Source organism: Dietzia sp. DQ11-71, assembly GCF_014144995.1.
Taxonomy (GTDB): Bacteria; Actinomycetota; Actinomycetes; order Mycobacteriales; family Mycobacteriaceae; genus Dietzia; species Dietzia kunjamensis.
On record NZ_JAALDT010000190.1, the window covers coordinates 1 to 22,636 of the forward strand.

The window sequence follows — 22,636 nt, forward strand, 5'->3', positions numbered from 1 at the left end:
GCGTCGCGGGCCGTGCCGGCGTGGAGCACGCCCGGCTGTTCGGCGCCTTCGATGAGGTCACCGCGCCGCGGCGTCGCCGGGTAGTGCTCGGCTGCCAGGACCACGGTCACGGCGGCGCCGTCACGCCACACCAGCGGCGGTAGGTCGGCCAGTCGGCCGGTGGCCACGGAGTGCAGGGTCTCGCCCAGCGGCGACTCGAGCAGCGCCAGCACGGCCTGTGTCTCCGGGTCGCCGAAGCGGCAGTTGAACTCCACGACCTCGGGCCCGGACGAGGTGATCGCCAGCCCCGCGTACAGCAGGCCTGAGAAGCCGCAGCCACGGGCGACCATCTCGCGGGCCACCGGCTCGCACACCTCCGTGACGATCCGGTCGACCATTCCCTGCGGCAACCACGGCAGCGGCGTGTAGGCGCCCATCCCGCCGGTGTTGGGACCGCGATCGCCCTCGCCGACCCGCTTGTGGTCCTGGGCGGGCAGCAACGGCACGACGGTCTCGCCGTCGACCAGGCAGAACAGGGAGACCTCCGGGCCATCGAGGAACGACTCCAACAGCACCGGGTGCCAGTCGTCGAGACAGGCGAGAGCGTGCGCCCGGGCCGCGTTGCGATCGGGTGTCACGACGACCCCCTTGCCGGCGGCCAACCCGTCGTCCTTGACCACCCAGGTCGGTCCGAACCGGTCGAGTGCGTCGTCGAGGTCGGCGGGCGAGTCCACGATCTCGGCGCGCGCGGTCTTCACACCCGCAGCCGCCATGACGTCCTTGGCGAACGCCTTGGACCCCTCGATGCGGGCGGCCTCGGCGGACGGGCCGAACACCGGGATCCCGGCCTCGCGCAGGGCGTCGGCGACGCCCGCGACCAGGGGCACCTCGGGACCGATGACGACCAGTCCGGCGTCGAGCCTACGGGCCAGGGCCGTCACGGCCGCCGGATCGGTCACCGCGAGTTCGTGGCACTGCGCCTGCACCATGCCGGGGTTGCCCGGCGCCGCGTGCAACTCCGTCACCGCGGGATCCGCGGCGAGGGCGACGAGGAGGGCGTGCTCACGGGCACCGGAACCGATCACGAGAATGCGCACGACGACCACAGTAGCCCGGCCGCCGCGCCGGGTTGGCCCGGCCCGGAACGAACGGGCCCTAGACCCCTGCGTCGGCGGTGATGTCGGCGGCGGGGAACGCCGCGTCGCGGGCCCGCAGCGCCTCGTCGGTGAGCAGGTCCGTCATACACAGATCAATGGTCCGTGCGGTCGACCGTGCGGCGTCCGGGGTCCGCATCGGGCGGATCCCGAACATCGCCTGGGCGCTGAGGCCGTCGATCGCCGCCCACAGCGGCAGCTCGTCGTTCATGACGACCTCGGGCCGGAACGCCCCCGCCTCGATCCCGCGCTCGACGATCGCCTGCAATTCCACATTGATGGCATCGGCGTGCGCGGCGACGGTCTCCGACGGGCCCAGGTTCTCCATCATCGTGCGGGCCCACGCAGGCTCGTCGATCGAGAACTCCACCACGGCGAGAGCCGCTTCGCGCAGCTCGCGGTAGGCGGCGAGGACCGGATCGGACACCGCACCGCCGACGGCCGCGGCCGCCACGCGACCGACCAGCTCGACGAACCCGCGGGCCGCGACCTCCTCGACGAGCTGCTGCCGATTCGCGAAATGGCGGTACGCCGCGGTGGCGGACACCCCGATGTGCGGGGCGATCTCGCGGAGGATGATCGCCTTCTCCCCCGAGACCCTCGCGCGAGCGGTGGCCTCCTGGATGATGGCGTTGCGCAGATCGCCGTGGTGGTAGGCCTTCTTCTTCACCGCGCCCTCTGCCGTCGCAATACCTGCCTCGACCATGTCGATGCTCCTTCGCGTGTGTAGAGAGGACGGGGGCCACCCGGCGGGTAGCGGATACATCCATTAGACCACTTTTCGCCAGTCTGCCACCTGAGGCCATCGCCCCCGATACGTAGGCTGGGGTCCATGTCGACCGTTTTCAGCAAGATCATCGCCGGTGAACTGCCGGGCCGGTTCGTCTGGAAGGACCCCGAGGTGGTCGCCTTCCTCACCATCGCACCGGTCGCGCCCGGCCACACGCTGGTCGTCCCGCGCGCGGAGGTCGATCGGTGGACCGATCTCGAGCCCGCGCTGCTGACCCGGCTCAACGAGGTCGCACAGGCCGTCGGCAAGGCGGTCGTGGGAGGCCTCGGTGCGGCGCGCGCCGGGTATCTCATCGCCGGCTTCGAGGTGCCGCACACCCACATCCACATCTTCCCCGCCGACGACATGTCCGGATTCGACCTGTCGCTGGCGGACCCCGACGCGCCCGCCGAGGAGTCCGACGCGGCGGCCGAGACCATCCGGCGGTCGTTGCGGGAACTGGGCTACGGGGAGTTCGTCCCGGAGGCCTGAACCCGGGGCCGTCCGCCCCGGGTCGGCGGTCGGCCGCCGGCGCCGGGCCCTGCCCGATCGTCAGTGTCCGAGCGCCCGGGCGACGTCCTGCATGTCCTGATAGTCGGTCCACGCCGCGACGAGACCGTCGCGGAGCGCGAAGAACGAGCCGACCTCCACCTTCAGGGCGACCCCACCGATGGTGAGGTGTGTGGTCCGGTTGAGCGCCGCCACATCGCCCGAGCCCAGTACGTGGTGGATGTCCACGCTGACGTCGGTCGAGACATCCTGGTTGAACTCGATCACATGGCGCAGGCCCTCGTGTCCCCGGACGGTCTGCGTGCCCTCGATCGTGAGAACGACGTCCGGCGTGCACCATGACTGCGCGGTCTCGACGTCCCCCGCGAACGCCGCCTCGACCAGCGCCCTGACCACTTCCCGGGGATCCACCTCCCCGGCTCCGCGTTCGCTCACGGCATCCGCCTCCCCGTTAGCCGACGATCTCGTCGATCGCGTGCATGCTCTTGTAGTCTGCCCACCGCGTGACCACCCCGTCCGCCACTTCCACGAAGGAACAACCGCGGATCTCGATCCCGCCGCTGGGCAGGGTGTACCGCTCGAGGCGGCGCAGCGCGACGACCCCCTCGGATTCCAGGATCTCCCCCTCCACCCCGATGGTGAGGAAACCGGCCAGTCGGGAGAGGTCGGACACGATGTCGCGGACACCATCGTGCCCCTCGTAGCGCCTGACCTGGCCTGTCGTATAGACGATCGACGGAGAAGACAGTGCGATGGTCCGCTCGGCGTCGCCCGAGGCGAGGGCGGCCATCCACGCAGTGGCGATCTCTGTTGCGGACTGCGTCATCTCGGCGGCGCCCTTCTGGCGACGGGAATGTTGAGAACATTCTACTCATCAGTAGACGGAAGCTAACAATGATCACTGAACTGGGGGTCCCGCTCGGGGCCGCATCCCGCGGCCACCACCGACGGCCCGACACTTGGCGTGCCCTCAGCTTCCGGCTCGAACGCCGACGCCACTCGAGAGCTGGAGACGAGACTTGAACTCGCAACCGCCCGATTACAAGTCGGGTGCGCTACCAATTGCGCCACTCCAGCACGGGCGGCGACACCGCCGCGGCCCGCCAGTCATCCTAACCCGGCCACCGTCGGGGCTCTTGACTACGGTGTGCACCGTGGAGACCCGCGACGCACCGGCACCGCTCACCCGACCACTGGCGTGGATGGGACTGCGCAAGTCCGCCATGGACCTGGCGGTCGAGCCCCCGCTGTCCCCCATGGCGCCGGTCGACCTCGACGACGACGGCGCCGTCACCGACGTCCTCAACCTCGCCCTCGAGATCGGCGGGATCCTGCTGTCCTCCGGCGAGGGCGCCGCGGACACCGTCGCCCAGGCCGAGTCCGTGGCGGCGGCGTTCGGCCTGCCGGGCGCGACCGTCGAGGTCACCTTCACGTCGCTGACCATCGGGGTCAACCGACGTCGCGGCCGACCGCCGATCTCGGTCATCCGGGTGGTCAACTACCGCACCGTCGACATGACACGGGTGACCCGCGTGTCCCGTCTCATCGACCTCATCGTGCGCCGTCAGCTCACCGTCGACCAGGCCACGGCCGAGGTCGAGAGGATCGTGGCCTCCCCGCACCCGCACTCCTTCCGCGTCGCGGTCCTGGGGTGGGCGATGCTGGGGTGCGCGGTCGTCATCCAGCTCGGGGGTAGCCCGCTGGCCGGCCTCATCTCCATGGTCTCGACGTTCGCCCTGATGTACGCCAACCGCTACCTGGACAGCCACCGACTCCCGAGCTTCTTTCAGCAGGTCGTGGGCGGGTTCATCGCGGCCGCGTGGGCCCTCGCCGCATACGTGGCCGTGAGCAACAACTTCATCGAGGTCCAACCGTCCCAGCTGGTCGCGGCCGGGATCATCGTGCTGCTCGCCGGGCTCACCCTCGTCGGCGCCATCGAGGACGCCATCACCGGGTTCCCCGTGACCTCTGCCGGGCGAGGGGTCGAGACGATGGTCATGACCGGCGGTGTGCTGGGCGGGATCACGATCGCGCTCGCCGCGTTCGAACGCCTCGGCATGTCCCCACCCCCGATCGACCCGGCCATCGCCGGCAACGCCGCGGTGCACATCGCGGTGTTCGCCGCGGGCGTGGGCGCCGCCGGGTTCGCCGTGGCGAGCTATGCGACGGTGCGGGCGACCTGGCTCGCCGCGGCCGTCGGCGCGATCGGGATGCTCATCTTCCAGGCGGTCATGGCCACCGGGCTGGGCGTGGTGGTGGGGTCCGCCCTCGCGGCCTGCACGATGGGCCTGATCGGCGGCATCCTCGCCCGTATCGCCACCGTCCCGCCGCTGGTGGTGACCATCGCCGGGATCACGCCGTTCCTGCCGGGCCTGTCCGTGTACCGCGGCCTGTCGGCGCTGACGAGCGACCAGACGGGTATCGGTCTGGGCCTGATGTTCCAGGCGTTGGCGATCGCGGTGGCACTGGCCGCCGGGATCGTGTTCGGTGAGTGGGTGACCCGCAATCTGCGCCGGTCGGCGGCCGCGGACGGGTGACGTAGGATCGGCAGCGGACGATGTCGCCCGAACAGGGCGCGCGTCCCCCCACCGATCACAGGAGGACACCGATGGCATCCGCCGCCGCCAGCAAAGAACCCGAGCTCGACGACCTGGAGCCGGTCGCGGACGAGACCGCCGACATGGCCCGCAAGGTCGTGGCCTCGTACTCGGCCGACGCCGACGAGTGCCGGATGCTCCTCGACATGCTGGGGATCGGTCCGGAGCCGCAGGTGACGGCGGACGCCGAGTAACCAGACCACAGCGATCCACGCGAGGGGGCAACCGATGACGAGCGGTACCGGGCAGACGTCCACCGGAGCAGGTGCCGACTTCGTCGTCGTCGCCAATCGTCTCCCCGTGGACCTCGTCATCGACCGGGACGGCACCGAACACTGGGAGGCCAGCCCCGGCGGTCTCGTGACGGCGCTGGAGTCCATCCTCAAGGCCAACGACGGCGCCTGGGTGGGGTGGCCCGGCGTCCCCGACGCCGCCCCCGAACCGTTCGACACGGACGGCATCCGCCTCCACTCGGTCACCCTATCCGCCCAGGACGTCGAGCTCTACTACGAGGGTTTCTCCAACGCCACCCTCTGGCCGCTGTTCCACGACGTGGTGGTGCCGGCCGAGTACCACCGCGAATGGTGGAACGCGTACCGCGAGATCAACACCCGTTTCGCCGAGGCCACCGCGGAGGCCGCCGCCGAGGGTGCCACCGTCTGGGTGCAGGACTACCAGTTGTTGCTGGTGCCCTGTCTGCTGCGCGAGCTGCGCCCCGACCTGACCATCGGGTTCTTCCTCCACATCCCGTTCCCGCCCGTCGAACTGTTCATGCAGCTACCGTGGCGCACCGAGCTGGTCGAGGGCATGCTCGGCGCCGACCTGGTGGGTTTCCACCTGCCCGGCGGAGCGGACAACTTCCGGATCCTCGCCAACCGCCTGCGCGGCTACCCGTCCGTCCGACTGCGCTCGACGCGGGGCCGCGCCTCCGAGATCCGGGTGGACGACCGCATGGTGCGTGTCGGCGCGTTCCCCATCTCCATCGACTCCGCGGCCGTGGACGCCACCGCCCGCACGCGCGAGACCCAGGCCCGCGCCGCCCGCCTGCGCGAGGAGTTGGGTTCGCCGCGGGTCCTCCTGCTGGGCGTGGACCGTCTGGACTACACCAAGGGCATCGACGTCCGCCTGCGCGCGCTCGAGGAGCTGTTCGAGGAGGGGCGCCTGGAGCCCGCCGACGTGACCCTCCTCCAGCTGGCCACGCCGAGCCGCGAGCGGGTCGAGCAGTACCAGATCATGCGGTCGCGGATCGAGGAGTCGGTGGGCCGCATCAACGGCACGTTCGGCGAGATCGGGCACCCCGTGGTGACCTACATCCACCGGCCCGTCCCCAAGACGGAACTGGCGGCGTTCTACGCGGCCGCCGACGTCATGCTGGTGACGCCCGTGCGGGACGGCATGAACCTGGTGGCCAAGGAATATGTGGCCTCGTGCACCGACGGCGACGGCGCCCTGGTGCTCAGCGAATTCGCCGGCGCCGCCGCGGAACTACGCCAGGCGTACCTGTGCAACCCGCACGATCTCGACGGGGTCAAGGACGCCATCATGGCCGCGGTCGACGACTCCCCCGAGGATCGGCGGCGCCGTATGCGGTCGCTGCGTCGTCAGGTGTTGGGCAACGACGTCCACGCGTGGGCCCGCCGGTTCTTCAACACACTCGACGCCACGGCGGACGATTAGATGGCGGCGGACCGGGTTCCAGCGCGCTGAGCTCGACGGACTCCGACAGTGCCGGGTCGGCGAGCCCGTCCCGGACCGCTCCGAGCCGCGTCCACCGTCCGGTGGTCGTAGGTGGACATCTAGGCGGTGATCTCGCGGGTGGCGCCGAGGTCGGAGTCGGGAGCGGTCATGGGTGAAGTCCACCCCGTGACCTTCATCTCGCCGTCGTCGTATCGGTTCACGGTCACACGCACCCGGTACCGGCGGGCCTGGTCCTCATCGGACTTCGGGTTGCCGATGGTCGGGTCGATAGCCCTGATCACCTCGGCCCGGTCGTGGTGGGAGTGCTCGACGGCGGCGGACACCACACCGTCGGCGGCGACATTGGTGGTCTTGACGATGTCCTCGTACGGATCGCGGCGAGGGGCGCGGCGAGGCTCTTATCCGCGACGCGGCCCTCCCCGACTGCGCGCTCATCCTCACGGACACCGACAACGCCGCACTGCTCGACGGGCTCGATCCCGGCGTGCTCGTCGGCCCCGACGACCCCGTCGCGCTGGTGTTCACCTCGAGCACGAGCGGCGACCCCAAGGTCGCCCGGATCAGGCAGAGATCTCCGTGCGCGGCCGTATGCTCGCCGAGAAGTTCGGGATCGGCCCGGACGACTGCGTCCACAGCGCGATACCGCTGGTCCACTCCAACGCCGTGATGGTGGCGTGGCCGATCGCCCTGCACTCCGGGTGCTCGATCGCCCTGCGGCGTCGCTTCTCCGCCGGCAACTGGCTCGACGACGCCCGACCCCGCGCCCGGTTCGACGGCGCCGACGTCCTGCGCAACGCCGACGAGTCCGTGGGTGAGATGGTCGCCGACGGGTCGGATGCGCGTGGACGGGGAGAACCTGGCGGGGGCACCGCTCGAACGCGTACTGCGGCGCCACCCCCGACGTGGCCGAGGTCGGCGTGTACGCCGTGCCGGCGGAGACGGTGCGCGGCCCGGTCGCCTCTGGCCGACGGGTTCGGCGATTTCCTCGCCGCCCAACCCGACCTGGGGCCCGAACAGTGGCCGTCGCTGCTACGGATGACCGCCGCGCTGCCACGGAAGGCCAGCTTCAAGTTCCGGGCCCGCGACCTCAGCTCGCGGGGCGCCGAATCGGCCGGGGACAGGGTCTGGGTCCGCGCCGACGGTGCAGGGCCTTCACCCCCGGGGTCAGGTCGCCGGTAAGTTTCAGGGTGTGGACGACGCCGCGAACACCGACCTCCAGCATCCCGCCGATGACGACTTCGGCATCTCCGCCCCCGTCCCGCCCAAGCCGCTGCTGCGGGGATGGATCCACGCCAGCACCCTGCCCGTGGCGATCGCGCTGGGCGTCGTGCTCACCGTGCTCGCCGAGGGGACCGCGCTGACCTGGGCCTGCGCCGTGTTCCTGGCGACCTCAACTCTACTGTTCGGGATCTCGGCTCTGTATCACCGAGTGAACTGGGGGCCACGCGCCACAGCCCTGATGCGCCGTCTGGACCACTCCAACATCTTCCTGCTCATCGCCGGGACGTACACCCCCATGACGGTGGCGGCACTGGAGCCCCCGACCACCCAGATCCTGTTGACGCTCGTGTGGTCGGGGGCTCTGCTGGGAATCCTGTTCCGCCTCTTCTGGTTGTCCGCGCCGCGCTGGCTGTACGTCGTCCTGTACATCGGCCTGGGCTGGACCGCGGTATGGTTCGCCGGCGACCTCATCAATGCCAACCTCGCCGCCGTCATCCTCGTGCTGGTCGGTGGCGTCGCGTACACCGGCGGCGCGGTGGTCTACGGTCTCAAGCGACCCGACCCGGCACCCAGCGTCTTCGGCTTCCACGAGGTGTTCCACACGTGCACCGTGATCGCGTTCGCCTGCCACTGGTCCGCGATGCTGCTGTTCGTCCTGGCCAGCTGACGACCTGAGGACCTGATGGCCAGGCGTCCCGCTTACAGCTTGAGGCGTGTCCGTACCTGCATCACCCCCAGGTACGCCGAGGCGATCCGCTTCTTGCCGCTGGTGAACGGCGGAACCATGAGCTGCGAGGCATTGAAGTCGAACGAGTGGTGCGCCACCGCCCGCTCGTGGGTGAACGTGCGGAAACCGTAGTGGCCGTGGTATCCGCCCATCCCCGAGTTGCCGACGCCGCCGAACGGGATGGCGGACGAGGCCATGCCGATCCCGAAGTCGTTGCCGTAGATGTTGCCGGAGCGGGTGCGGTCGGCGACGGTCTCGAAGCGGTCGTTCCTGTCCCCGTACCAGTACAGGACGAGCGGGCTGGGCCGGTCGTTGACGTAGCGGATCGCCTCGTCGAGGCCCTTGTAGCCGAATACCGCGAGGACGGGGCCGAACACCTCGTCGGAGTCGATCTCCATGTCTGGGGACACACCGGTGAGCAGGGTGGGCGCGATCTTGCGGACGACCGGGTCGGGCAGCCGTTCGCCGGCTGGCGCAGCGTCGCGCTTGACTGCACCCTTCGCCACGGCGTCGTCGATCAACCCGACGATCCGCTCGTAATTCGAGGTGTTGACGGTCGCCGTGTACTCGGGGTTGCCGACGATGGCCGGGAGGGTGGTGCGCCACTGGTCCAGCACGGTGTCGCAGAACGCGTCCAGTCGGTCCTCGGGGACGAACACGTAATCCGGGCACATGCACACCTGACCGCCGTTGACGAGGCGGGAGGACGCGATGCTGCGCCCGGCCCGATCGATGTCGGCACTGGTGTCGACGAGGACCGGATTCTTGCCGCCCAGCTCCAGCGTGACCGGTGTGAGGTTGTCCGCGGCGTCCTTGGCGACGGACTTGCCGACCCCGGGCGAACCGGTGAAGAACAGGTGATCGAACGGGAGGACGGAGAAGTCGGAACCCCGACCGTGCTCGGGGCCGGCGATCGCCAGCTCGTCCACGGCGAAGTACTCGGGCGCCCGCCGGCACAGCACCTCGGTGGTGTTCGCCGTGACCGACGACGGCCGGATCATCACCCTGTTACCTGCGCCGAGGGCGGATCCCGCCGGGACGATGGTGAGGTAGAGCGGGAAGTTCCAGGGCCCGATGATCCCCACGACGCCCTTGGGGTCGTGGCGGACCTGCTGCGAGAACCCGACCGCGTCCAGGACCCTGGAGATCCGTGTGGGCTTCATCCACTTCTTGATGTTGCCGCGCTGGTGGTCCAGGTCCGGGATGGACGAGGCGATGTCGGTGATGGTGGAGAACGTCTCCGGTCGTGAACCGTAGTCCTCACGGATCGCCTCGGTCAGCTCGGCGGCGTTGTCCAGGACGAGCTGCTTGAGTCGCAGGATCCGGTCGCGGCGGACCTTGACGCCCGGCTGGGGGTCGGCGAGAAACGCCTGTTGTTGCCGTTCGAGGATCTGCGCGAGCGTGAGCTCGCGCGCGGTGTGGGTGCTGGTCATGCGCCCAGGGTAGAACGCGTTCTCCAGGCGCGTCGGCGTTCCGGCACGCCGTCCGTGACGAGAACGACGGTGACGACGACGAGGGGCCCGCCCCTCGGAGGAGGAGACGGGCCCTCGGATCGCGGGCGGGCACATCCACACGTGGGCGATGGACGTCGGGGTCGCGTGCGGCGGCGAGTCGTTGAGCTGGATCGCACTGCGCGCCGCCGTCGGCGATGGTTCCAACGGGATGCCCGCCCGGACGCTTGGGACTTCAACCTGCCGGGCCAGTCCACCGCGAAGCGCGCCTGGGCGGACGGCCGCTTCGATCGCGAGACCTTCACCGTCGACGCCCCCGAGTGCCTCAAGGACGGCACCTACACCGGCGAGACGGGACCGTCAGCCGCGACCAGGGGCTGCGCCACACCACCGCGGAGGTACTGGCGTCCCTCAAGCCCGTCATCGAGGGCGGATTGCACGCCGCCGGCACCACCAGCCAGATGTCCGACGGCCCGGTCCAGGCCACCCAGCGGGTACTCGACCGCTCCGGCATGTCGATCTCGGACTTCGATCTCTTCGAATGCAACGAGGCGTTCGCCTCCGTGCTCCTAAGCTGGGCGCAGGTGCACGGGCCCGACATGGACAAGGTCAACGTCAACGGAGGGGCCATCGCGATCGGCCACCCCGTCGGCAGCACCGGGTCGCGGCTCATCACCACCGCCCTGCACGAGCTCGAGCGCACGGACGGCGAACGCGCCCTCATCACGATGTGCGCGGGAGGCGCCCAGGCCTCGGCGAGCATCATCGAGAGGATCTGACATGAGCAACGCCATCGAGACGGCCGCGAACCGCCGGCGGGAGGTCTTCGCCGCCGTGTCGTCGGCCGACGGCCCCGAGGACGCGGTCCGCGCCATCGCAAGCCTGCTATCGGTATCCCCCGACGAGGCGGGCGAGGTCCTGCGGGCCCCACTCGAGGCGTTCGCCGGCTCCCCCTCCGGAGGGCCGGCCGGAGGGGCCGGACAGGGCTTCACCCTCCGGCCCTTCACGGAGTCCGAGGAGCACACGACCCTCTATCACGCACGCTCGTCCGATGAGACGTCCGCGACCGGCGGGACCTGGGACCGGGAGAAGACCGAGCAGGAGTTGCGGAACGGTCTTGTCCGTATCGAGGCCGAGTCGGCGATGTGGTTCGTGGCGGTCGACACCGACCGTGACGCGCCCATCGGGCTCGTCTTCGGTGAGCAGATCGACAACGGTGACGTGGATGTGGCCATCTGGATCCGCCCCGAGGAGCGCAAGAAGGGCTTCGGGCTCCGGTCACTCAAGGAGAGCCGCCGCGAACTCGCCGCGTTCTTCCCCGGCAAGCACCTGATCGTCCGTGCACCGATGGCCGGTAACCGGTGAGCGGAGCCGGTCCCACCCCCGAGACCGGCGTCGACGACCCGAGGCGGGGCGCGCCGTGGGTCGTGGGCGTCATCAAGGTGATGTCGCGGGTCAACACGTGGGCGTACCGGGTGTCCGGCGGGCGGGTCGGCGGCTCCTGGCGGGTGGGTTCCGCGCTGCGGGCCCCGGTGCCCGTGTGCCTCGTGACGACGACCGGCCGCAAGTCCGGCGAGCCGCGGACAGTGCCGCTGCTCCACCTCCCGGACGGGGACCGGGTCCTGCTCGTCGCTTCACAGGGCGGCCTCCCCAAGCATCCCCAGTGGTACTACAACGTGTTGGCCGACCCGAACGTCACCGTCCAGGTGGGTCGCCGTCGTCGCGCGATGACGGCGAGGGAGGCGACCCCGTCCGAGCGCGCCGAGTTGTGGCCCAGGCTCGTCGAGCGCTACGCGGACTTCGCCGACTACCAGGCCAACACCAGCCGGGTCATCCCGGTCATCATCTGCGAACCGAAGAGCTGACCGAGGCGACCGGCTGAGGCCGGGGTTCCCGACCGGGAGTCCCGGCCTCAGCTGATTCTTCGATGGAGTGTCTCTTCTCTGGTTCGCACGGCGCCGGTGACCCGCTCCTGCGGCTTCACACTGCGGCGTTCTCACGTGGGAGAACAACATTTTCGCCACTCTGGTCACTTCATTAACATCTTCTGAGAAGGGCGTTGACACCAGCGCTTTCTTAGAGGATTCTCATCGAAGTGAAATGGTGTGGCCGGCGACCTCGTGGTCGACACGGTTCCCAGGAAACCGCAATGACCCGAGAGGACCTTCCGTGAACAAATCAACCAGGGCCGCAGCCGTCGCTGCCACCGCGGCGCTCGCCATCTCCGGCGCGACCGGTATCGCCAATGCCCAGAGCGCCTTCCCCGACCTGGGGATCATCGGCGATCTGCTCGACCCGTTCACCGGCTCCGCCGGTGACCTCGCCGGCGGTTCGTCCGGCCTGAACCCGCTCGAAGGCTCCTCGGCCCTGCCTGGCTCGGGCGACTTCCCCGTTCTCAGCTCCGAGCCACTCGGTGGATCGTCGACCTTCGACTCGTCCGAACTGCCCGCTCTCAGCTCGGAGCCGCTCGGAGGCTCGGCGACCTTCGACTCGTCCGAACTGCCCGCCCTCAGCACCGATCCCCTCGGCGGCTCCGCGGCCCTCCCCGAGACCCTGACCGGGTCGCTCGGGACCGTTCCGCTGTCCTCCGAGCTCCTCGGCGGTTCCGCGGCGCTGCCCGCGTCGTCCGAACTCCCGCCGCTGTCGACCGAGTTGCTCGTGGGCTCCGGAGACGTGGGTTCCGCCGAGATGGCGCCGCTGTCCACCAACCTGCTCGGCGGCTCCGCCGAGTTCGGCTCCTCCGACCTGGCACCGCTCGTGGGCTCCGAGGACATGGCACCGCTGTCCACCGAGTTGCTCACGGGCTCCGGAGACGTGGGTTCCGCCGAGATGGCGCCGCTGTCCACCAACCTGCTCGGCGGCTCCGCCGAGTTCGGCTCGTCCGACGTTGCACCCGTCGGGTCCCTGGGCATGGCGCCCATCGTCAGCTCGATCGGCATGGAGCCCCTGTCCACCGAGCTCAACCTCCTCGGCGGCTCCGCGGAACTGCCCCCGCTGTCCGCCAACTTCCCGGACGGCTCGACCGAGGGCATCGGCGGCTCGGCGGAGCTCGTCGGCGAAGGCATCGCCGGGTCGCTGACCAACGGATCCGCCAACCAACTCGCGGGCTCGGTGGAGAGCAACTCCGCCGATCCGATCATCGGCTCGATCGCCGAGGGCGGCATCCTTCCGGCACTGTCCGGTTCCATCTCGGAGACCTCCGGATCCCTCTCGGGCAACGGCGGATCGACGGGTCAGAGCTCCGATCTGATCACGGGATCGACCGGTGGCAGCGCCGAGGTCATCACCGGTTCGTTCGGTGAACTCACCGAGGTCAATGGCTCGCTCACCGCGCTCACCGGGTCGCTCGAGAACGGCTCCATGCAGGGCACCTTCTCGACCAACCTGGGTTCGGAGATGGGCGCACTCGCCTCCCTCGAGAGCTTCGCCAGCCTCGGCGAGAGCGGGACGGGGAGCCTGCTCCCGGTCCTGGCCCTGGGAGCGTCCGCCGGAGGTGGCGCCATGGTCGCGACGGCCGCCGCGAACGGGACCCTCGCTCTCCCGCCGCTGCCCGGCCTGCCGCCGCTGCCGACCGTCTGCGACCTCCCGCAGGCCCAGGTCGACCAGCTGGCCGGCCTCGGTTCTGTCGACGCGCAGCAGTGCCCGGAGCCCGGCGCCTGACCTCACCTGCCCCGACCGGCTCACGAAACGAAGAACCCCGCACCATCACGGTGCGGGGTTCCTCGTTGTCGTGGCGGAGTCAGCGAGCCCCGTACACCGGCACCGGGGTGGGCGACTCGTCGAGCAGACGGGGCACGACCGACCCGAGCTCGGCGGGATCCCACTTGGCACCCTTGTCCTCGGACGCGGCACGCTGCCACCCGTCGCAGACGGTGACCTTGCCGCCCTCGACCTCGAACACGCGGCCGGTCACCTGCGCCGACTCCTCGGAGCCCAGCCACACGACCAGCGGCGAGATGTTGGCGGGGTCCATTGCGTCGAAGGACCCGTCCTCGGGCGCGGCCATCTGCGAGGCCATTCCCTCCCCCGCGGAGGTGGTCATGCGGGTCCGCGCGGCGGGGGCGATGGCGTTGGCGGTGACGCCGTAACCCTTCATCTCCGCGGCGGTCTGGATGGTCAGCAACGCGATGCCGGCCTTGGCCGTGGCGTAGTTGCCCTGGCCGACCGAGCCGAACAGCCCGGCACCGGACGAGGTGTTGATGACCCGGGCCTGGCGCGGGCGACCGGCCTTGGACTCGGCGCGCCAGTACTCGGCGGCGTGCCGCAGCGGGGCGAAGTGGCCCTTGAGGTGGACGTTGATCACGTTGTCCCAGTCCTGCTCCCCCATACCGACGAGCATCTTGTCGCGCAGGAAGCCGGCATTGTTCACCAGGACGTCGAGTCCACCGAAGGTGTCGATGGCCTGCTGGACGAGCTCGCGGGCCCCCTCCCACGAGGAGATGTCGTTCCCGTTGACCACGGCGTCGCCGCCGGCGGCCTTGATCTCCGCGACGACCTGCTCGGCCGGGGACTCCCCGACGTTCGATCCGTCCAGGCCCGCCCCGAGGTCGTTGACCACGACCTTGGCGCCCTCGGCGGCGAAGGCCAGCGCGTGTTCGCGGCCGATCCCGCGGCCGGCGCCGGTGACGATGACGACGCGTCCGTCGCAGATTCCCATGGTTGTTCTCCTTGTTCGTGGGTGGTCAGTGCTTGTTGTCGGCGGTGGACGCCGAGAGGAACGCGGGCTTCTCGCCGCCGCCGTGGACCAGCAACTCGGCCCCGGTGATGTACGCGGCCAGGGGCGAGGCCAGGAATGCTGCGGCCTGGCCGACGTCCCGCGGGTCCGCCATCCGGCCCATCGGGATCGTCGCGTCGACGGCCGCCACGCCGTCGGAGTCCCCGTAGTGCATCTCGGCCAGCTCGGTCTTGACCGGACCCACCACCACGGAGTTGATCCGGACCGCGGGCGCCCACTCCACCGCGAGGGACTGCGTGAGCGAGTCGACGCCCGCCTTGGCGGCGCCGTACGACGCGGTGCCGGGCGAGGGCCGGTGCCCGGAGACGGACGAGATGTTGATGATCGCCCCACCGGTCGGCTGCATGACCCGGTTGGCCTCCTGCGCCACGGTCAACGCCGACAGCAGGTTGAGGGCGACGATCTTGGCGTGGAAGTTGGCGCTGGCCTCCGCCGCCAGGGCGAACGGTGCGCCCCCGGCGTTGTTCACCACCACGTCGAGCCGCCCGTGGTCGGCGACGATGCCGTCGATCATCGCGCGCACGGCATCGGCATCGCGGAGATCGACGGAGTGGAACTCCAGATCGGCCACGTCGGAGCCTTCATCGGCGGGCCGGCGCGCGCAGGTGACGACCACCGCGCCGGCCTCCCGGAAGACCGTGCTGATGCCGGCGCCCACGCCGCGTACGCCCCCCGTGACGAGGACGACCTTCCCCGCCAGACCCAGATCGATGTTCGTCATGCGTGCTAGCCTACCAAGCAAGCGTTTGGTTAGTCACTGTGCCGTCCCGGACGGCGGTGGCGTGGGAAGGAGCTCCATGGGCATCAACGTCGACAAGGGCGCAGACGGGATAGCCACCGTCACGGTCGACTACCCACCTGTCAACGCCATCCCGTCCGCGGGATGGTTCGAACTCGGCGAGCAGATCCTCGCCGCGGGCCGCGACCCCGACGTCCACGTCGTGATCCTCCGGGCCGAGGGCCGGGGATTCAACGCGGGCGTCGACATCAAGGAGATGCAGGACTTCGAGGGGTTCGACCACCTGCTGGCCGCCAACCGGGGCTGCTACGTCGCGTTCAACGCCGTCTACGAGTGCGCGGTCCCCGTGATCGCCGCGGTGAACGGGTTCTGCGTGGGCGGCGGGATCGGCCTGGTGGGCAACGCCGACTGCATCGTCGCCTCCGACGATGCGGTGTTCGGCCTGCCCGAGGTGGACAGGGGGGCGCTCGGCGCCGCCACGCACCTGGCCCGGATGGTCCCCCCGCACATGATGCGCACCTTGTATTTCACGTCGCGCAACGTCACGGCGCAGCAGCTCCACTCGTGGGGCACCGTCTACAACGTGGTCCCCCGCGACCAGCTGGACGCCGCGGCACGCGACCTCGCGGAGACCATCGCGGCCAAGGACACGCGGGTCATCCGGGCGGCCAAGGAAGCCATCAACCACATCGACCCGGTCGACGTGAAGTCCTCGTACCGCATGGAGCAGGGATTCACGTTCGAACTCAACCTCGCCGGCGTGGCCGACGAGCACCGCGACGAGTTCGTCAAGACAGGCCAGAATCTGGACAAACGAGACAAGCGATCCGAGAGGACGGGCGAGAACAAGTGAGCAGCACCCCCACCCCGCGCGACAAGCGCACCAGCCTGGACGAGGCCGTCTCACGCCTCTCCAGCGGCATGACGATCGGCATCGGCGGCTGGGGTTCCCGACGCAAGCCGATGGCCCTGGTACGCGCGATCCTCCGCCGCGAGGACCTCACCGACCTCACCGTCATCACCTACGGCGGCCCGGACCTCGGCCTGCTGTGCTCGGCCGGCAAGGTCTCCAAGGCCTACTACGGCTTCGTCACCCTGGACTCCGCCCCGTTCTACGACCCGTGGTTCGCCACGCGCCGCACCGAGGGGTCGATCATCTCCCGCGAGATGGACGAGGGCATGGTGCGCGCGGGCCTCACCGCCGCCGCGCAGCGCCTGCCGTTCCTGCCGACCCGCGCCGGCCTCGGCTCGGACGTCTTCCGGTTCTGGGGCGACGAGCTCAAGACCGTCGACTCGCCGTACGAGGTCGACGGCAAGACCGAGACCCTGGTCGCGATGCCCGCCCTGCGCATGGATGCCGCGCTGATCCACCTGGACAAGGCGGACAAGCACGGCAACGCCGCGTTCACCGGCGCGGACGGGTACTTCGACGATCTCTACGCCATGGCCGCGGACACCGTCCTGCTCGAGACCGACGAGATCGTCGACTCCGCGGACGCCCTGATGAACGAGGTCGGCCCGCAGCGCATGCTGCTCAGCCGCATGTTCGTCGACACCGTCTCCGAGGCCCCGAACGGCGCCCACTTCACGTTCGCGGGTGGCTACGGCCGTGACGAGGCGTTCCAGAAGCACTACGCCGCGTCCGCGAAGGAAGAGACCTCGTGGAAGGCGTTCGTCGACGAGTTCCTGTCCGGGTCCGAGGAGGACTACCAGAAGGCCGTCACCGCGTTCGCGGAGAAGGCCGCTGCCGAGAAGGCCGCTGCCGAGAAGGCCGCCCAGAAGGGAGCCAAGTGATGTCCGACGTCACCACCGAGTCCGCCACCACTCAGTCCATCAGCAGGGCCGAGTACTGCGCTGTCGCCTGCGCGGAGATCTTTGCCGGCGCCGGTGAGATCTTCGCTTCGCCGATGACCCCGATGGCCACCATCGGCGCGCGTCTGGCCCGGCTCACCACCGAGCCGGACCTGCTCATCACCGACGGCGAGTACCGATTCCTCGGCCAGACCCCGCCGCTGGGCAAGACCATCGACTTCGAGGGGTACATCCCGTTCCCCCGCGTGTTCGACGTCCTGCAGGCCGGCACCCGCCATGTGGTGATGGGCGCCAACCAGATCGACCGCTTCGGCAACCAGAACCTCTCAGCTTTCGGCGACGACGTGCAGAAGCCCACCCGCCAGATGTTCGGCCTGCGCGGGGCGCCCGGCAACTCGATCAACCACGCCACCAGCTACTGGGTGGGCAAGCACTCCTCGCGCGTGTTCACGGACAAGGTCGACGTCGTCTGCGGCGTCGGTTATGACCGCTACACCGAGGGTGACCCCGCCTTCCGCTACCACCACATCCACCGGGTGGTCTCCAACCTGGGCGTGTTCGACTTCGGCGGCGCCGACCGCAGCATGCGTGCGATCAGCCTGCACCCCGGCGTCACGGCCGACGAGGTCGCGGAGAACACGGGCTTCGAGATCGAGGGCCTGGCCGACGCCGCGGTCACCCGCGACCCCTCGGCCGAGGAGCTGCGCATCATCCGCGAGGTGCTCGACCCGCGTGGGTTCCGTGACCGCGAGGTGCCGGCCGCATGAGCGCCCCCACCATCTCCACGGCCTTCACCGAGCTCGTCGGGGTCGAGTATCCGATCGTCCAGACGGGCATGGGCTGGGTCTCCGGACCCGAGCTGACCGCGGCCACGGCAAACGCCGGCGGGCTGGGGATCATCGCCTCGGCCACCATGACGTACGCCGAGCTCGAGGCCGCCATCGTGGCGGCCAAGAAGCTCACCAGCAAGCCCTTCGGTGTCAACCTCCGGGCCGATGCCGAGGACGCCGCCGAGCGGTGCGAGCTGATGATCCGCCACGGGGTGAAGGTCGCGTCGTTCGCTCTCGCGCCCAAGCCGGAGTTGATCGCCAGACTCAAGGAGAACGGCCTCGTCGTCGTCCCCTCCATCGGCGCCGCCAAGCACGCCGTCAAGGTCGCCTCCTGGGGCGCCGACGCGGTGATCGTCCAGGGCGGTGAGGGCGGTGGCCACACCGGCCAGGTCGCCACCACCCTGCTCCTCCCCAGCGTCATCGACGCCCTCGGGGGCGCGGGCGACACCTCGATCCCCGTGGTGGCGGGCGGCGGTTTCTTCGACGGCCGCGGACTGGTCGCGGCGCTGTCCTACGGCGCCGCGGGCGTCGCGATGGGCACCCGCTTCCTGCTCACCAGCGATTCCCAGGTGCCCGACGCGGTGAAGAAGCAGTACCTCGAGCGTGGGCTCCAGGACACCGTCGTCTCCACCCGTGTCGACGGCATGCCGCACCGCGTCCTGCGCACCGGCCTGGTCAACGCCCTCGAATCGGGCAGCCCCCTCAAGAGCATGGCCGCCGCCGTCCAGAACGCCAATAAGTTCAAGTCCATGACCGGGATGAAGTGGCAGCAGCTCGCCAAGGACGGCCTCAACATGAGGAAGGCGTCCGACCGGACGTGGCAGCAGATCGTCATGGCCGCCAACACCCCGATGCTGCTCAAGGCCGGGCTGGTCGAGGGCAACACCGAGGCCGGCGTCCTGGCCTCCGGACAGGTCGTGGGCATGATCGACGACCTGCCGAGCTGTGACGAGCTGATCCAGCGGATCATGACCCAGGCTCACGAACGGCTGGACGCGCTCCGCGAACTCCGCTGAAGTACCGCCCTCCGGACGCCCCCACCCATGTTCACAACGGGTGGGGGCGTTCGTCTTCGATAATCCCCACGTGTGGCGAACTCTTGGCTTATCCTTAGACGGTTCACATAACAGGCGGGCTCGGCCCGTCCCATCCCCTCCGGAGGAACCCCTCATGTCCCGTACTGCTCTCCGCACCGCCGCCGCCCTCGGCGCAGCCACCGCACTGACCGTCGCCGGCGCCGGCGTCGCGGCCGCGACCACGGCCGACTCGTCCGTCGACGGCAACACCGTGTCCGTGACCTTCGCGCTCGACAACGGTGGGCTCGCTGACGGCGACGCGTGCGGGGCGGTGCTGACGCCGACCTCCTCGGCGGCCACCTTGGCGGGCAAGCTCGCCAACGGCGACCTCGAGACGATCCTGGGTACGCTGACCGGCGATCCCAGCGTCACCGTACTCAAGAGCGACACCACCGGGCTCCCGTCCGTCGTCCTCGGTGAGGTCGCCGGGGTCGGCGTCAGCTCCGACACCGCGTCGGCCACCGTCGAGCCGGATGTCTACGCGCTCGTCACCTACTGCGCCACGGACGAAGAGCCCTCCATAGAGGCGCCGCTCGTCGTCGGCAACCCCGTCGATGCCATCACCGGCTCGCTGGCAGGGCTGACCGAGGGCGACGGCCTCGCCGTGCTCTCCTCGGTCCTCGGCGGCGGCGAGGCCGGTGGCGGCCTCGGCCTCGACACCCTCTCGTCCGCGCTCGGCGGCGAGGCGGAGGGCGAGCTCGACCTGGCCGTCCTGTCCTCCGCGCTCGGCGAGACCGACGCCGCCAACTGACCCCTCACCGCGCCCGGGCCTACCGGCGCCAAAAGACGGGCCCCGCACCGGCTGGTGCGGGGCCCGTCCTGTCGTTCGGGGGTCGTCGCCGTCAGGCGTCCAGGCGCTCGATGATCGTGACGTTGGCGGTGCCGCCGCCCTCACACATGGTCTGCAGGCCGTAGCGGCCGCCGGTGCGCTCGAGCTCGTTCAGCAGGGTCGCGAACAGCTTGGCCCCCGTGGCGCCGAGCGGGTGGCCCAGCGCGATGCCGCCGCCGTTGGGGTTGACGCGCGCCGGGTCCGCGCCGGTCTCTTTGATCCACGCCAGGACGACGGGGGCGAAGGCCTCGTTGATCTCCACCACGTCGATGTCGTCGATCGTCAGGCCGGTCTTGGCCAGCGCGTGCTTGGTCGCCGGGATGGGCGCGGAGAGCATCATCACCGGGTCGTCACCGCGGACGGTGAGGTGGTGGATGCGGGCGCGCGGCGTCAGTCCGTACTTCTCGACGGCCTCGGCGGAGGCGAGCAGCCCGGCGGAGGCGCCGTCACAGATCTGCGAGGCGACGGCGGCGGTGAGTGAGCCGCCCTCGGCCAGCACGGGCAGCGAAGCCATCTTCTCGAGGGTGGTCTCGCGCGTGGTCTCATCGGCCTCGAGGCCGGCCATCGGGACGTACTCGCTGGCGAACCGCCCCTCGGCGATCGCGGCGCGGGCGCGGGCGTGGGACTGCAGTGCCCACTCCTCCATCTCCCGGCGGGAGATGTCCCACTTGTCGGCCATCATCTGGGCGCCGTTGAACTGGGAGATCTCCTGGGAGCCGAAGCGCTCGACCCAGCCGGTGGAACCGGTGAACGGGTCGTCGAATCCGTACTCGCGCCCGGCGAGCATGGCCGACGAGATGGGCAGTGCGCTCATGTTCTGCACCCCGCCGAACAGGATCACGTCCTGGGTGCCGGACCAGATGGCCTGTGCGCCGAAGTGGATGGCCTGCTGGCTGGAGCCGCACTGGCGGTCGACGGTCGTGCCCGGGACACCCAGGGGCATCCCGGCGGCGAGCCAGGCGGAACGGGCGATGTTTCCGGCCTGGGGGCCGATGGTGTCGACGCAGCCGAAGATGACGTCGTCGACGACCTCCGGGTCGATACCGGTGCGTTCGACGACCGCCTTGATGACGTGCGCGCCCAGGTCGGCCGGATGCTGTCCGGACAGGCTGCCGCCGCGCTTGCCGACGGGCGTGCGGACGGCGTCGATAACGTAGGCCTCGCGGCCGGTCACGCTGGTCATGTGTCTCCTCGGGAAGGGGTGGGAAGGTCAGCCGACGGCCAGGCCGTCGAGCACGATGTTGAGGTATTGGTCCGCGATGGCCGCATGATCGTTCTCGTCGTCGGGCCGGTACCACCGCACGGCGACCCACACCGTGTCGCGCAGGAAGCGGTAGGTGAGACGCACGTCGAGGTCACCGCGGAAGTCGCCGGACTCCATCCCCCGGGTGAGCACGTCGGTCCACATCTCGCGGAACTCGGTGTTGCGCTCACGGAGGTAGTCGAATCGCGGGTTGCCGCGCAGGTGCTTGAGTTCGTCCTGGTAGATGGCGACCTCGTCGCGGTTGCGGTGGATGGCCTCAAACGAGGCGCGGACCAGCTGTTCCAGGGTCTCCCGCGGGCCGAGGCCGGCCTCCACGATCCGACGGTATTCGCCGAAGAGTGCGTCGAGGAACCCGCGGAGGATCTCGTCGACGATCGCCTCTTTGGACGAGAAGTGGTGGTAGAGGCTCCCCGAGAGGATGCCCGCGGCGTCGGCGATGTCGCGGACGGTGGTCGCACGCAGGCCGCGTTCGGCGAAGAGCCCTGCCGCGATCGACAGGAGCTCCTCACGTCTGGTCGTGCTGGTCATACCCCGAGGGTACCAACCAAGCACTTGCTAGGTAGAGGTTCGGTCCTCCCCCGCGTCACCGAGCCCCCGGAAAGATGCCCGGGGGCTCGGCCACTGTCGCGCGGTCGGGTCAGGAACCGAAACCCAGGAGGACGTACTCCAGGGTCGCGATGAGCGCCCCGGGGATGTTGAGGACCCCGTGGACGATGTCGCCGAGGGAGCCGGCCGGCAGGGAGGGGGCGAGGCCGTCGACCGATCCGTCGATCGTCTCGTGGAGGTCGTGCAGTGAGCCACTGAGCATGGTGTTCTCCGTTCGGTCGGATCAGGCGGGGCCGTGGGAGCCGAAGCCCCAGAACAGGTTGGACGAGCCGTAGAGCAGGGCTGCGGGCAGCTTGAGCACGCCACCGATGACGTTGCCGGCCGATCCGGCCGGAACGATGCCGTCCACGGATCCCCACAGGTCGTCAGCGAGCCCTCCGAGCACGCCGCTGAGGTCAATCATTCTTCATCTCCGCTGGTCGAGGGGGTTGACGACACTCAGCTTAGTGAGGCCCCCGACCGCCCGCGGGGCAGTCCCCCGGATTGCCACGCGGGTGCCGGGCGCGGCGCACAGGCGCCGCCGCCCCGCCCACCTCGCCGCTAGACTCCGGCGCATGCGGACCACCTCAGCACTGACCTCCCGCCCCTGTCGCACCCGTGCCCTCGTGGCGTCGGCGGTGCTCGGCCTGACGCTGGGGC

The 22,636-nt window shown here is 70.0% G+C and carries 26 protein-coding genes, 1 tRNA gene and 1 pseudogene; 15 read left to right on the forward strand and 13 right to left on the reverse strand.

The window, feature by feature from the left end:
- Both purD and G6023_RS07755 read right to left on the reverse strand, forming a co-directional pair.
- A partial coding sequence (gene purD / locus G6023_RS07750) for a phosphoribosylamine--glycine ligase (protein ID WP_182634830.1) occupies window positions 1-1,076 on the reverse strand: 1,076 nt, incomplete at its 3' end.
- A gap of 58 nt (window positions 1,077-1,134) precedes the next feature.
- A complete protein-coding gene (locus tag G6023_RS07755; RefSeq protein ID WP_187700044.1) occupies window positions 1,135-1,839 on the reverse strand; it encodes a TetR/AcrR family transcriptional regulator in 705 nt (234 codons plus the stop codon).
- 126 nt (window positions 1,840-1,965) lie between these two features.
- Between G6023_RS07755 and G6023_RS07760 the strand changes: the two genes are divergently transcribed.
- A complete protein-coding gene (locus G6023_RS07760; RefSeq protein ID WP_067711927.1) occupies window positions 1,966-2,394 on the forward strand; it encodes an HIT family protein in 429 nt (142 codons plus the stop codon).
- Window positions 2,395-2,454: 60 nt separating this feature from the next.
- On the opposite strand, the gene G6023_RS07765 is transcribed toward G6023_RS07760, so the two are convergent.
- From G6023_RS07765 to G6023_RS07775, 3 genes are all read right to left on the reverse strand, one after another.
- Complete coding sequence (locus G6023_RS07765) at window positions 2,455-2,847, reverse strand: nuclear transport factor 2 family protein (RefSeq protein WP_235027712.1); 393 nt, start codon at window positions 2,845-2,847, stop codon at window positions 2,455-2,457.
- Between the two features lie 16 nt (window positions 2,848-2,863).
- On the reverse strand, window positions 2,864-3,238 hold the full coding sequence (locus G6023_RS07770; protein WP_132064016.1) for a nuclear transport factor 2 family protein: 375 nt from the start codon (window positions 3,236-3,238) through the stop codon (window positions 2,864-2,866).
- 178 nt (window positions 3,239-3,416) lie between these two features.
- Window positions 3,417-3,489, reverse strand: a tRNA-Thr gene (locus G6023_RS07775).
- A gap of 77 nt (window positions 3,490-3,566) precedes the next feature.
- On the opposite strand from G6023_RS07775, the gene G6023_RS07780 reads away from it, so the two are divergent.
- From G6023_RS07780 to G6023_RS07790, 3 genes are all read left to right on the forward strand, one after another.
- The gene (locus G6023_RS07780; RefSeq protein ID WP_241504344.1) at window positions 3,567-4,949 is read left to right on the forward strand and encodes a threonine/serine exporter family protein; all 1,383 of its coding nucleotides are present in this window, start codon (window positions 3,567-3,569) and stop codon (window positions 4,947-4,949) included.
- 71 nt (window positions 4,950-5,020) lie between these two features.
- Complete coding sequence (locus tag G6023_RS07785) at window positions 5,021-5,203, forward strand: hypothetical protein (RefSeq protein WP_067711921.1); 183 nt, start codon at window positions 5,021-5,023, stop codon at window positions 5,201-5,203.
- Window positions 5,204-5,237: 34 nt separating this feature from the next.
- Window positions 5,238-6,686, forward strand: coding sequence for an alpha,alpha-trehalose-phosphate synthase (UDP-forming) (locus G6023_RS07790; RefSeq protein WP_182634832.1), 1,449 nt, complete (start codon window positions 5,238-5,240; stop codon window positions 6,684-6,686).
- A 119-nt stretch (window positions 6,687-6,805) separates the two neighbouring features.
- On the opposite strand, the gene G6023_RS07795 is transcribed toward G6023_RS07790, so the two are convergent.
- A complete protein-coding gene (locus G6023_RS07795) occupies window positions 6,806-7,030 on the reverse strand; it encodes a hypothetical protein (protein ID WP_241727753.1) in 225 nt (74 codons plus the stop codon).
- A 253-nt stretch (window positions 7,031-7,283) separates the two neighbouring features.
- Between G6023_RS07795 and G6023_RS07800 the strand changes: the two genes are divergently transcribed.
- Complete coding sequence (locus G6023_RS07800; RefSeq protein WP_241727754.1) at window positions 7,284-7,886, forward strand: acyl-CoA synthetase family protein; 603 nt, start codon at window positions 7,284-7,286, stop codon at window positions 7,884-7,886.
- A 10-nt stretch (window positions 7,887-7,896) separates the two neighbouring features.
- Window positions 7,897-8,595, forward strand: coding sequence for a PAQR family membrane homeostasis protein TrhA (trhA, locus tag G6023_RS07805; RefSeq protein WP_172815799.1), 699 nt, complete (start codon window positions 7,897-7,899; stop codon window positions 8,593-8,595).
- 32 nt (window positions 8,596-8,627) lie between these two features.
- Here the strand turns inward: trhA and G6023_RS07810 are convergent, their stop codons facing one another.
- Window positions 8,628-10,088: an aldehyde dehydrogenase family protein gene (locus tag G6023_RS07810; protein ID WP_069390236.1), complete on the reverse strand. Its 1,461-nt coding sequence runs from the start codon at window positions 10,086-10,088 to the stop codon at window positions 8,628-8,630.
- 118 nt (window positions 10,089-10,206) lie between these two features.
- Here G6023_RS07810 and G6023_RS07815 point away from each other — a divergent pair.
- The 4 genes and pseudogenes from G6023_RS07815 to G6023_RS07830 form a co-directional block, all read left to right on the forward strand.
- Window positions 10,207-10,885 (forward strand): annotated as a pseudogene (locus G6023_RS07815) (steroid 3-ketoacyl-CoA thiolase); the annotation flags it as partial.
- 1 nt (window position 10,886) lies between these two features.
- A complete protein-coding gene (locus tag G6023_RS07820) occupies window positions 10,887-11,471 on the forward strand; it encodes a GNAT family N-acetyltransferase (RefSeq protein WP_182634834.1) in 585 nt (194 codons plus the stop codon).
- Window positions 11,468-11,971 carry a nitroreductase family deazaflavin-dependent oxidoreductase gene (locus G6023_RS07825; RefSeq protein WP_396468035.1) on the forward strand — a complete coding sequence of 168 codons (504 nt, stop codon included), beginning with the start codon at window positions 11,468-11,470 and terminating at the stop codon, window positions 11,969-11,971. The genes G6023_RS07820 and G6023_RS07825 overlap by 4 nt, the downstream gene beginning before the upstream one ends.
- 304 nt (window positions 11,972-12,275) lie before the next feature.
- On the forward strand, window positions 12,276-13,766 hold the full coding sequence (locus G6023_RS07830; RefSeq protein ID WP_182634836.1) for a hypothetical protein: 1,491 nt from the start codon (window positions 12,276-12,278) through the stop codon (window positions 13,764-13,766).
- A 79-nt stretch (window positions 13,767-13,845) separates the two neighbouring features.
- Here G6023_RS07830 and G6023_RS07835 read toward each other — a convergent pair whose 3' ends face one another.
- Complete coding sequence (locus G6023_RS07835) at window positions 13,846-14,763, reverse strand: SDR family oxidoreductase (protein WP_120284548.1); 918 nt, start codon at window positions 14,761-14,763, stop codon at window positions 13,846-13,848.
- 25 nt (window positions 14,764-14,788) lie between these two features.
- Entirely contained in the window at window positions 14,789-15,562 is a 774-nt protein-coding gene (locus G6023_RS07840; protein ID WP_182634839.1) for an SDR family oxidoreductase, read from the reverse strand.
- 76 nt (window positions 15,563-15,638) lie between these two features.
- On the opposite strand from G6023_RS07840, the gene G6023_RS07845 reads away from it, so the two are divergent.
- The 5 genes from G6023_RS07845 (at window position 15,639) to G6023_RS07865 (ending at window position 20,049) form a co-directional block, all read left to right on the forward strand.
- Window positions 15,639-16,433, forward strand: coding sequence for an enoyl-CoA hydratase family protein (locus G6023_RS07845; RefSeq protein ID WP_109148489.1), 795 nt, complete (start codon window positions 15,639-15,641; stop codon window positions 16,431-16,433).
- Between the two features lie 68 nt (window positions 16,434-16,501).
- A complete protein-coding gene (locus G6023_RS07850; protein WP_241727757.1) occupies window positions 16,502-17,374 on the forward strand; it encodes a CoA transferase subunit A in 873 nt (290 codons plus the stop codon).
- The gene (locus G6023_RS07855) at window positions 17,374-18,159 is read left to right on the forward strand and encodes a CoA-transferase subunit beta (protein ID WP_067711826.1); all 786 of its coding nucleotides are present in this window, start codon (window positions 17,374-17,376) and stop codon (window positions 18,157-18,159) included. Before G6023_RS07850 ends, G6023_RS07855 begins: the two co-directional genes overlap by 1 nt.
- Window positions 18,156-19,238 (forward strand): NAD(P)H-dependent flavin oxidoreductase, encoded by a 1,083-nt coding sequence (locus G6023_RS07860; protein ID WP_182634844.1) that lies wholly within the window; start codon window positions 18,156-18,158, stop codon window positions 19,236-19,238. Before G6023_RS07855 ends, G6023_RS07860 begins: the two co-directional genes overlap by 4 nt.
- Before the next feature lie 154 nt (window positions 19,239-19,392).
- Entirely contained in the window at window positions 19,393-20,049 is a 657-nt protein-coding gene (locus G6023_RS07865) for a hypothetical protein (RefSeq protein ID WP_182634846.1), read from the forward strand.
- 91 nt (window positions 20,050-20,140) lie between these two features.
- Here the strand turns inward: G6023_RS07865 and G6023_RS07870 are convergent, their stop codons facing one another.
- From G6023_RS07870 to G6023_RS07885, 4 genes are all read right to left on the reverse strand, one after another.
- Window positions 20,141-21,310, reverse strand: a complete 1,170-nt coding sequence (locus tag G6023_RS07870) for an acetyl-CoA C-acetyltransferase (RefSeq protein ID WP_182634848.1) — start codon at window positions 21,308-21,310, stop codon at window positions 20,141-20,143.
- Between the two features lie 27 nt (window positions 21,311-21,337).
- On the reverse strand, window positions 21,338-21,919 hold the full coding sequence (locus G6023_RS07875; RefSeq protein WP_163375484.1) for a TetR/AcrR family transcriptional regulator: 582 nt from the start codon (window positions 21,917-21,919) through the stop codon (window positions 21,338-21,340).
- A 109-nt stretch (window positions 21,920-22,028) separates the two neighbouring features.
- Window positions 22,029-22,199 (reverse strand): hypothetical protein, encoded by a 171-nt coding sequence (locus G6023_RS07880; RefSeq protein ID WP_163375483.1) that lies wholly within the window; start codon window positions 22,197-22,199, stop codon window positions 22,029-22,031.
- Window positions 22,200-22,220: 21 nt separating this feature from the next.
- Window positions 22,221-22,400, reverse strand: coding sequence for a hypothetical protein (locus tag G6023_RS07885; protein WP_067711812.1), 180 nt, complete (start codon window positions 22,398-22,400; stop codon window positions 22,221-22,223).
- Window positions 22,401-22,636: the final 236 nt, after the last annotated feature.

Bases quoted from the DNA above. Each gene is read 5' to 3' on its own strand.
- G6023_RS07860 (WP_182634844.1), top strand. From the start codon at position 18,156: ATGAGCGCCCCCACCATCTCCACGGCCTTCACCGAGCTCGTCGGGGTC.
- G6023_RS07870 (WP_182634848.1), bottom strand. From the start codon at position 21,310: ATGACCAGCGTGACCGGCCGCGAGGCCTACGTTATCGACGCCGTCCGC.
- G6023_RS07790 (WP_182634832.1), top strand. From the start codon at position 5,238: ATGACGAGCGGTACCGGGCAGACGTCCACCGGAGCAGGTGCCGACTTC.
- G6023_RS07885 (WP_067711812.1), bottom strand. From the start codon at position 22,400: ATGATTGACCTCAGCGGCGTGCTCGGAGGGCTCGCTGACGACCTGTGG.
- G6023_RS07820 (WP_182634834.1), top strand. From the start codon at position 10,887: ATGAGCAACGCCATCGAGACGGCCGCGAACCGCCGGCGGGAGGTCTTC.
- G6023_RS07840 (WP_182634839.1), bottom strand. From the start codon at position 15,562: ATGACGAACATCGATCTGGGTCTGGCGGGGAAGGTCGTCCTCGTCACG.
- G6023_RS07845 (WP_109148489.1), top strand. From the start codon at position 15,639: ATGGGCATCAACGTCGACAAGGGCGCAGACGGGATAGCCACCGTCACG.
- G6023_RS07760 (WP_067711927.1), top strand. From the start codon at position 1,966: ATGTCGACCGTTTTCAGCAAGATCATCGCCGGTGAACTGCCGGGCCGG.
- G6023_RS07810 (WP_069390236.1), bottom strand. From the start codon at position 10,088: ATGACCAGCACCCACACCGCGCGCGAGCTCACGCTCGCGCAGATCCTC.
- G6023_RS07755 (WP_187700044.1), bottom strand. From the start codon at position 1,839: ATGGTCGAGGCAGGTATTGCGACGGCAGAGGGCGCGGTGAAGAAGAAG.
- G6023_RS07785 (WP_067711921.1), top strand. From the start codon at position 5,021: ATGGCATCCGCCGCCGCCAGCAAAGAACCCGAGCTCGACGACCTGGAG.
- G6023_RS07850 (WP_241727757.1), top strand. From the start codon at position 16,502: ATGACGATCGGCATCGGCGGCTGGGGTTCCCGACGCAAGCCGATGGCC.
- G6023_RS07855 (WP_067711826.1), top strand. From the start codon at position 17,374: ATGTCCGACGTCACCACCGAGTCCGCCACCACTCAGTCCATCAGCAGG.
- G6023_RS07770 (WP_132064016.1), bottom strand. From the start codon at position 3,238: ATGACGCAGTCCGCAACAGAGATCGCCACTGCGTGGATGGCCGCCCTC.
- G6023_RS07880 (WP_163375483.1), bottom strand. From the start codon at position 22,199: ATGCTCAGTGGCTCACTGCACGACCTCCACGAGACGATCGACGGATCG.
- G6023_RS07835 (WP_120284548.1), bottom strand. From the start codon at position 14,763: ATGGGAATCTGCGACGGACGCGTCGTCATCGTCACCGGCGCCGGCCGC.
- G6023_RS07865 (WP_182634846.1), top strand. From the start codon at position 19,393: ATGTCCCGTACTGCTCTCCGCACCGCCGCCGCCCTCGGCGCAGCCACC.
- G6023_RS07875 (WP_163375484.1), bottom strand. From the start codon at position 21,919: ATGACCAGCACGACCAGACGTGAGGAGCTCCTGTCGATCGCGGCAGGG.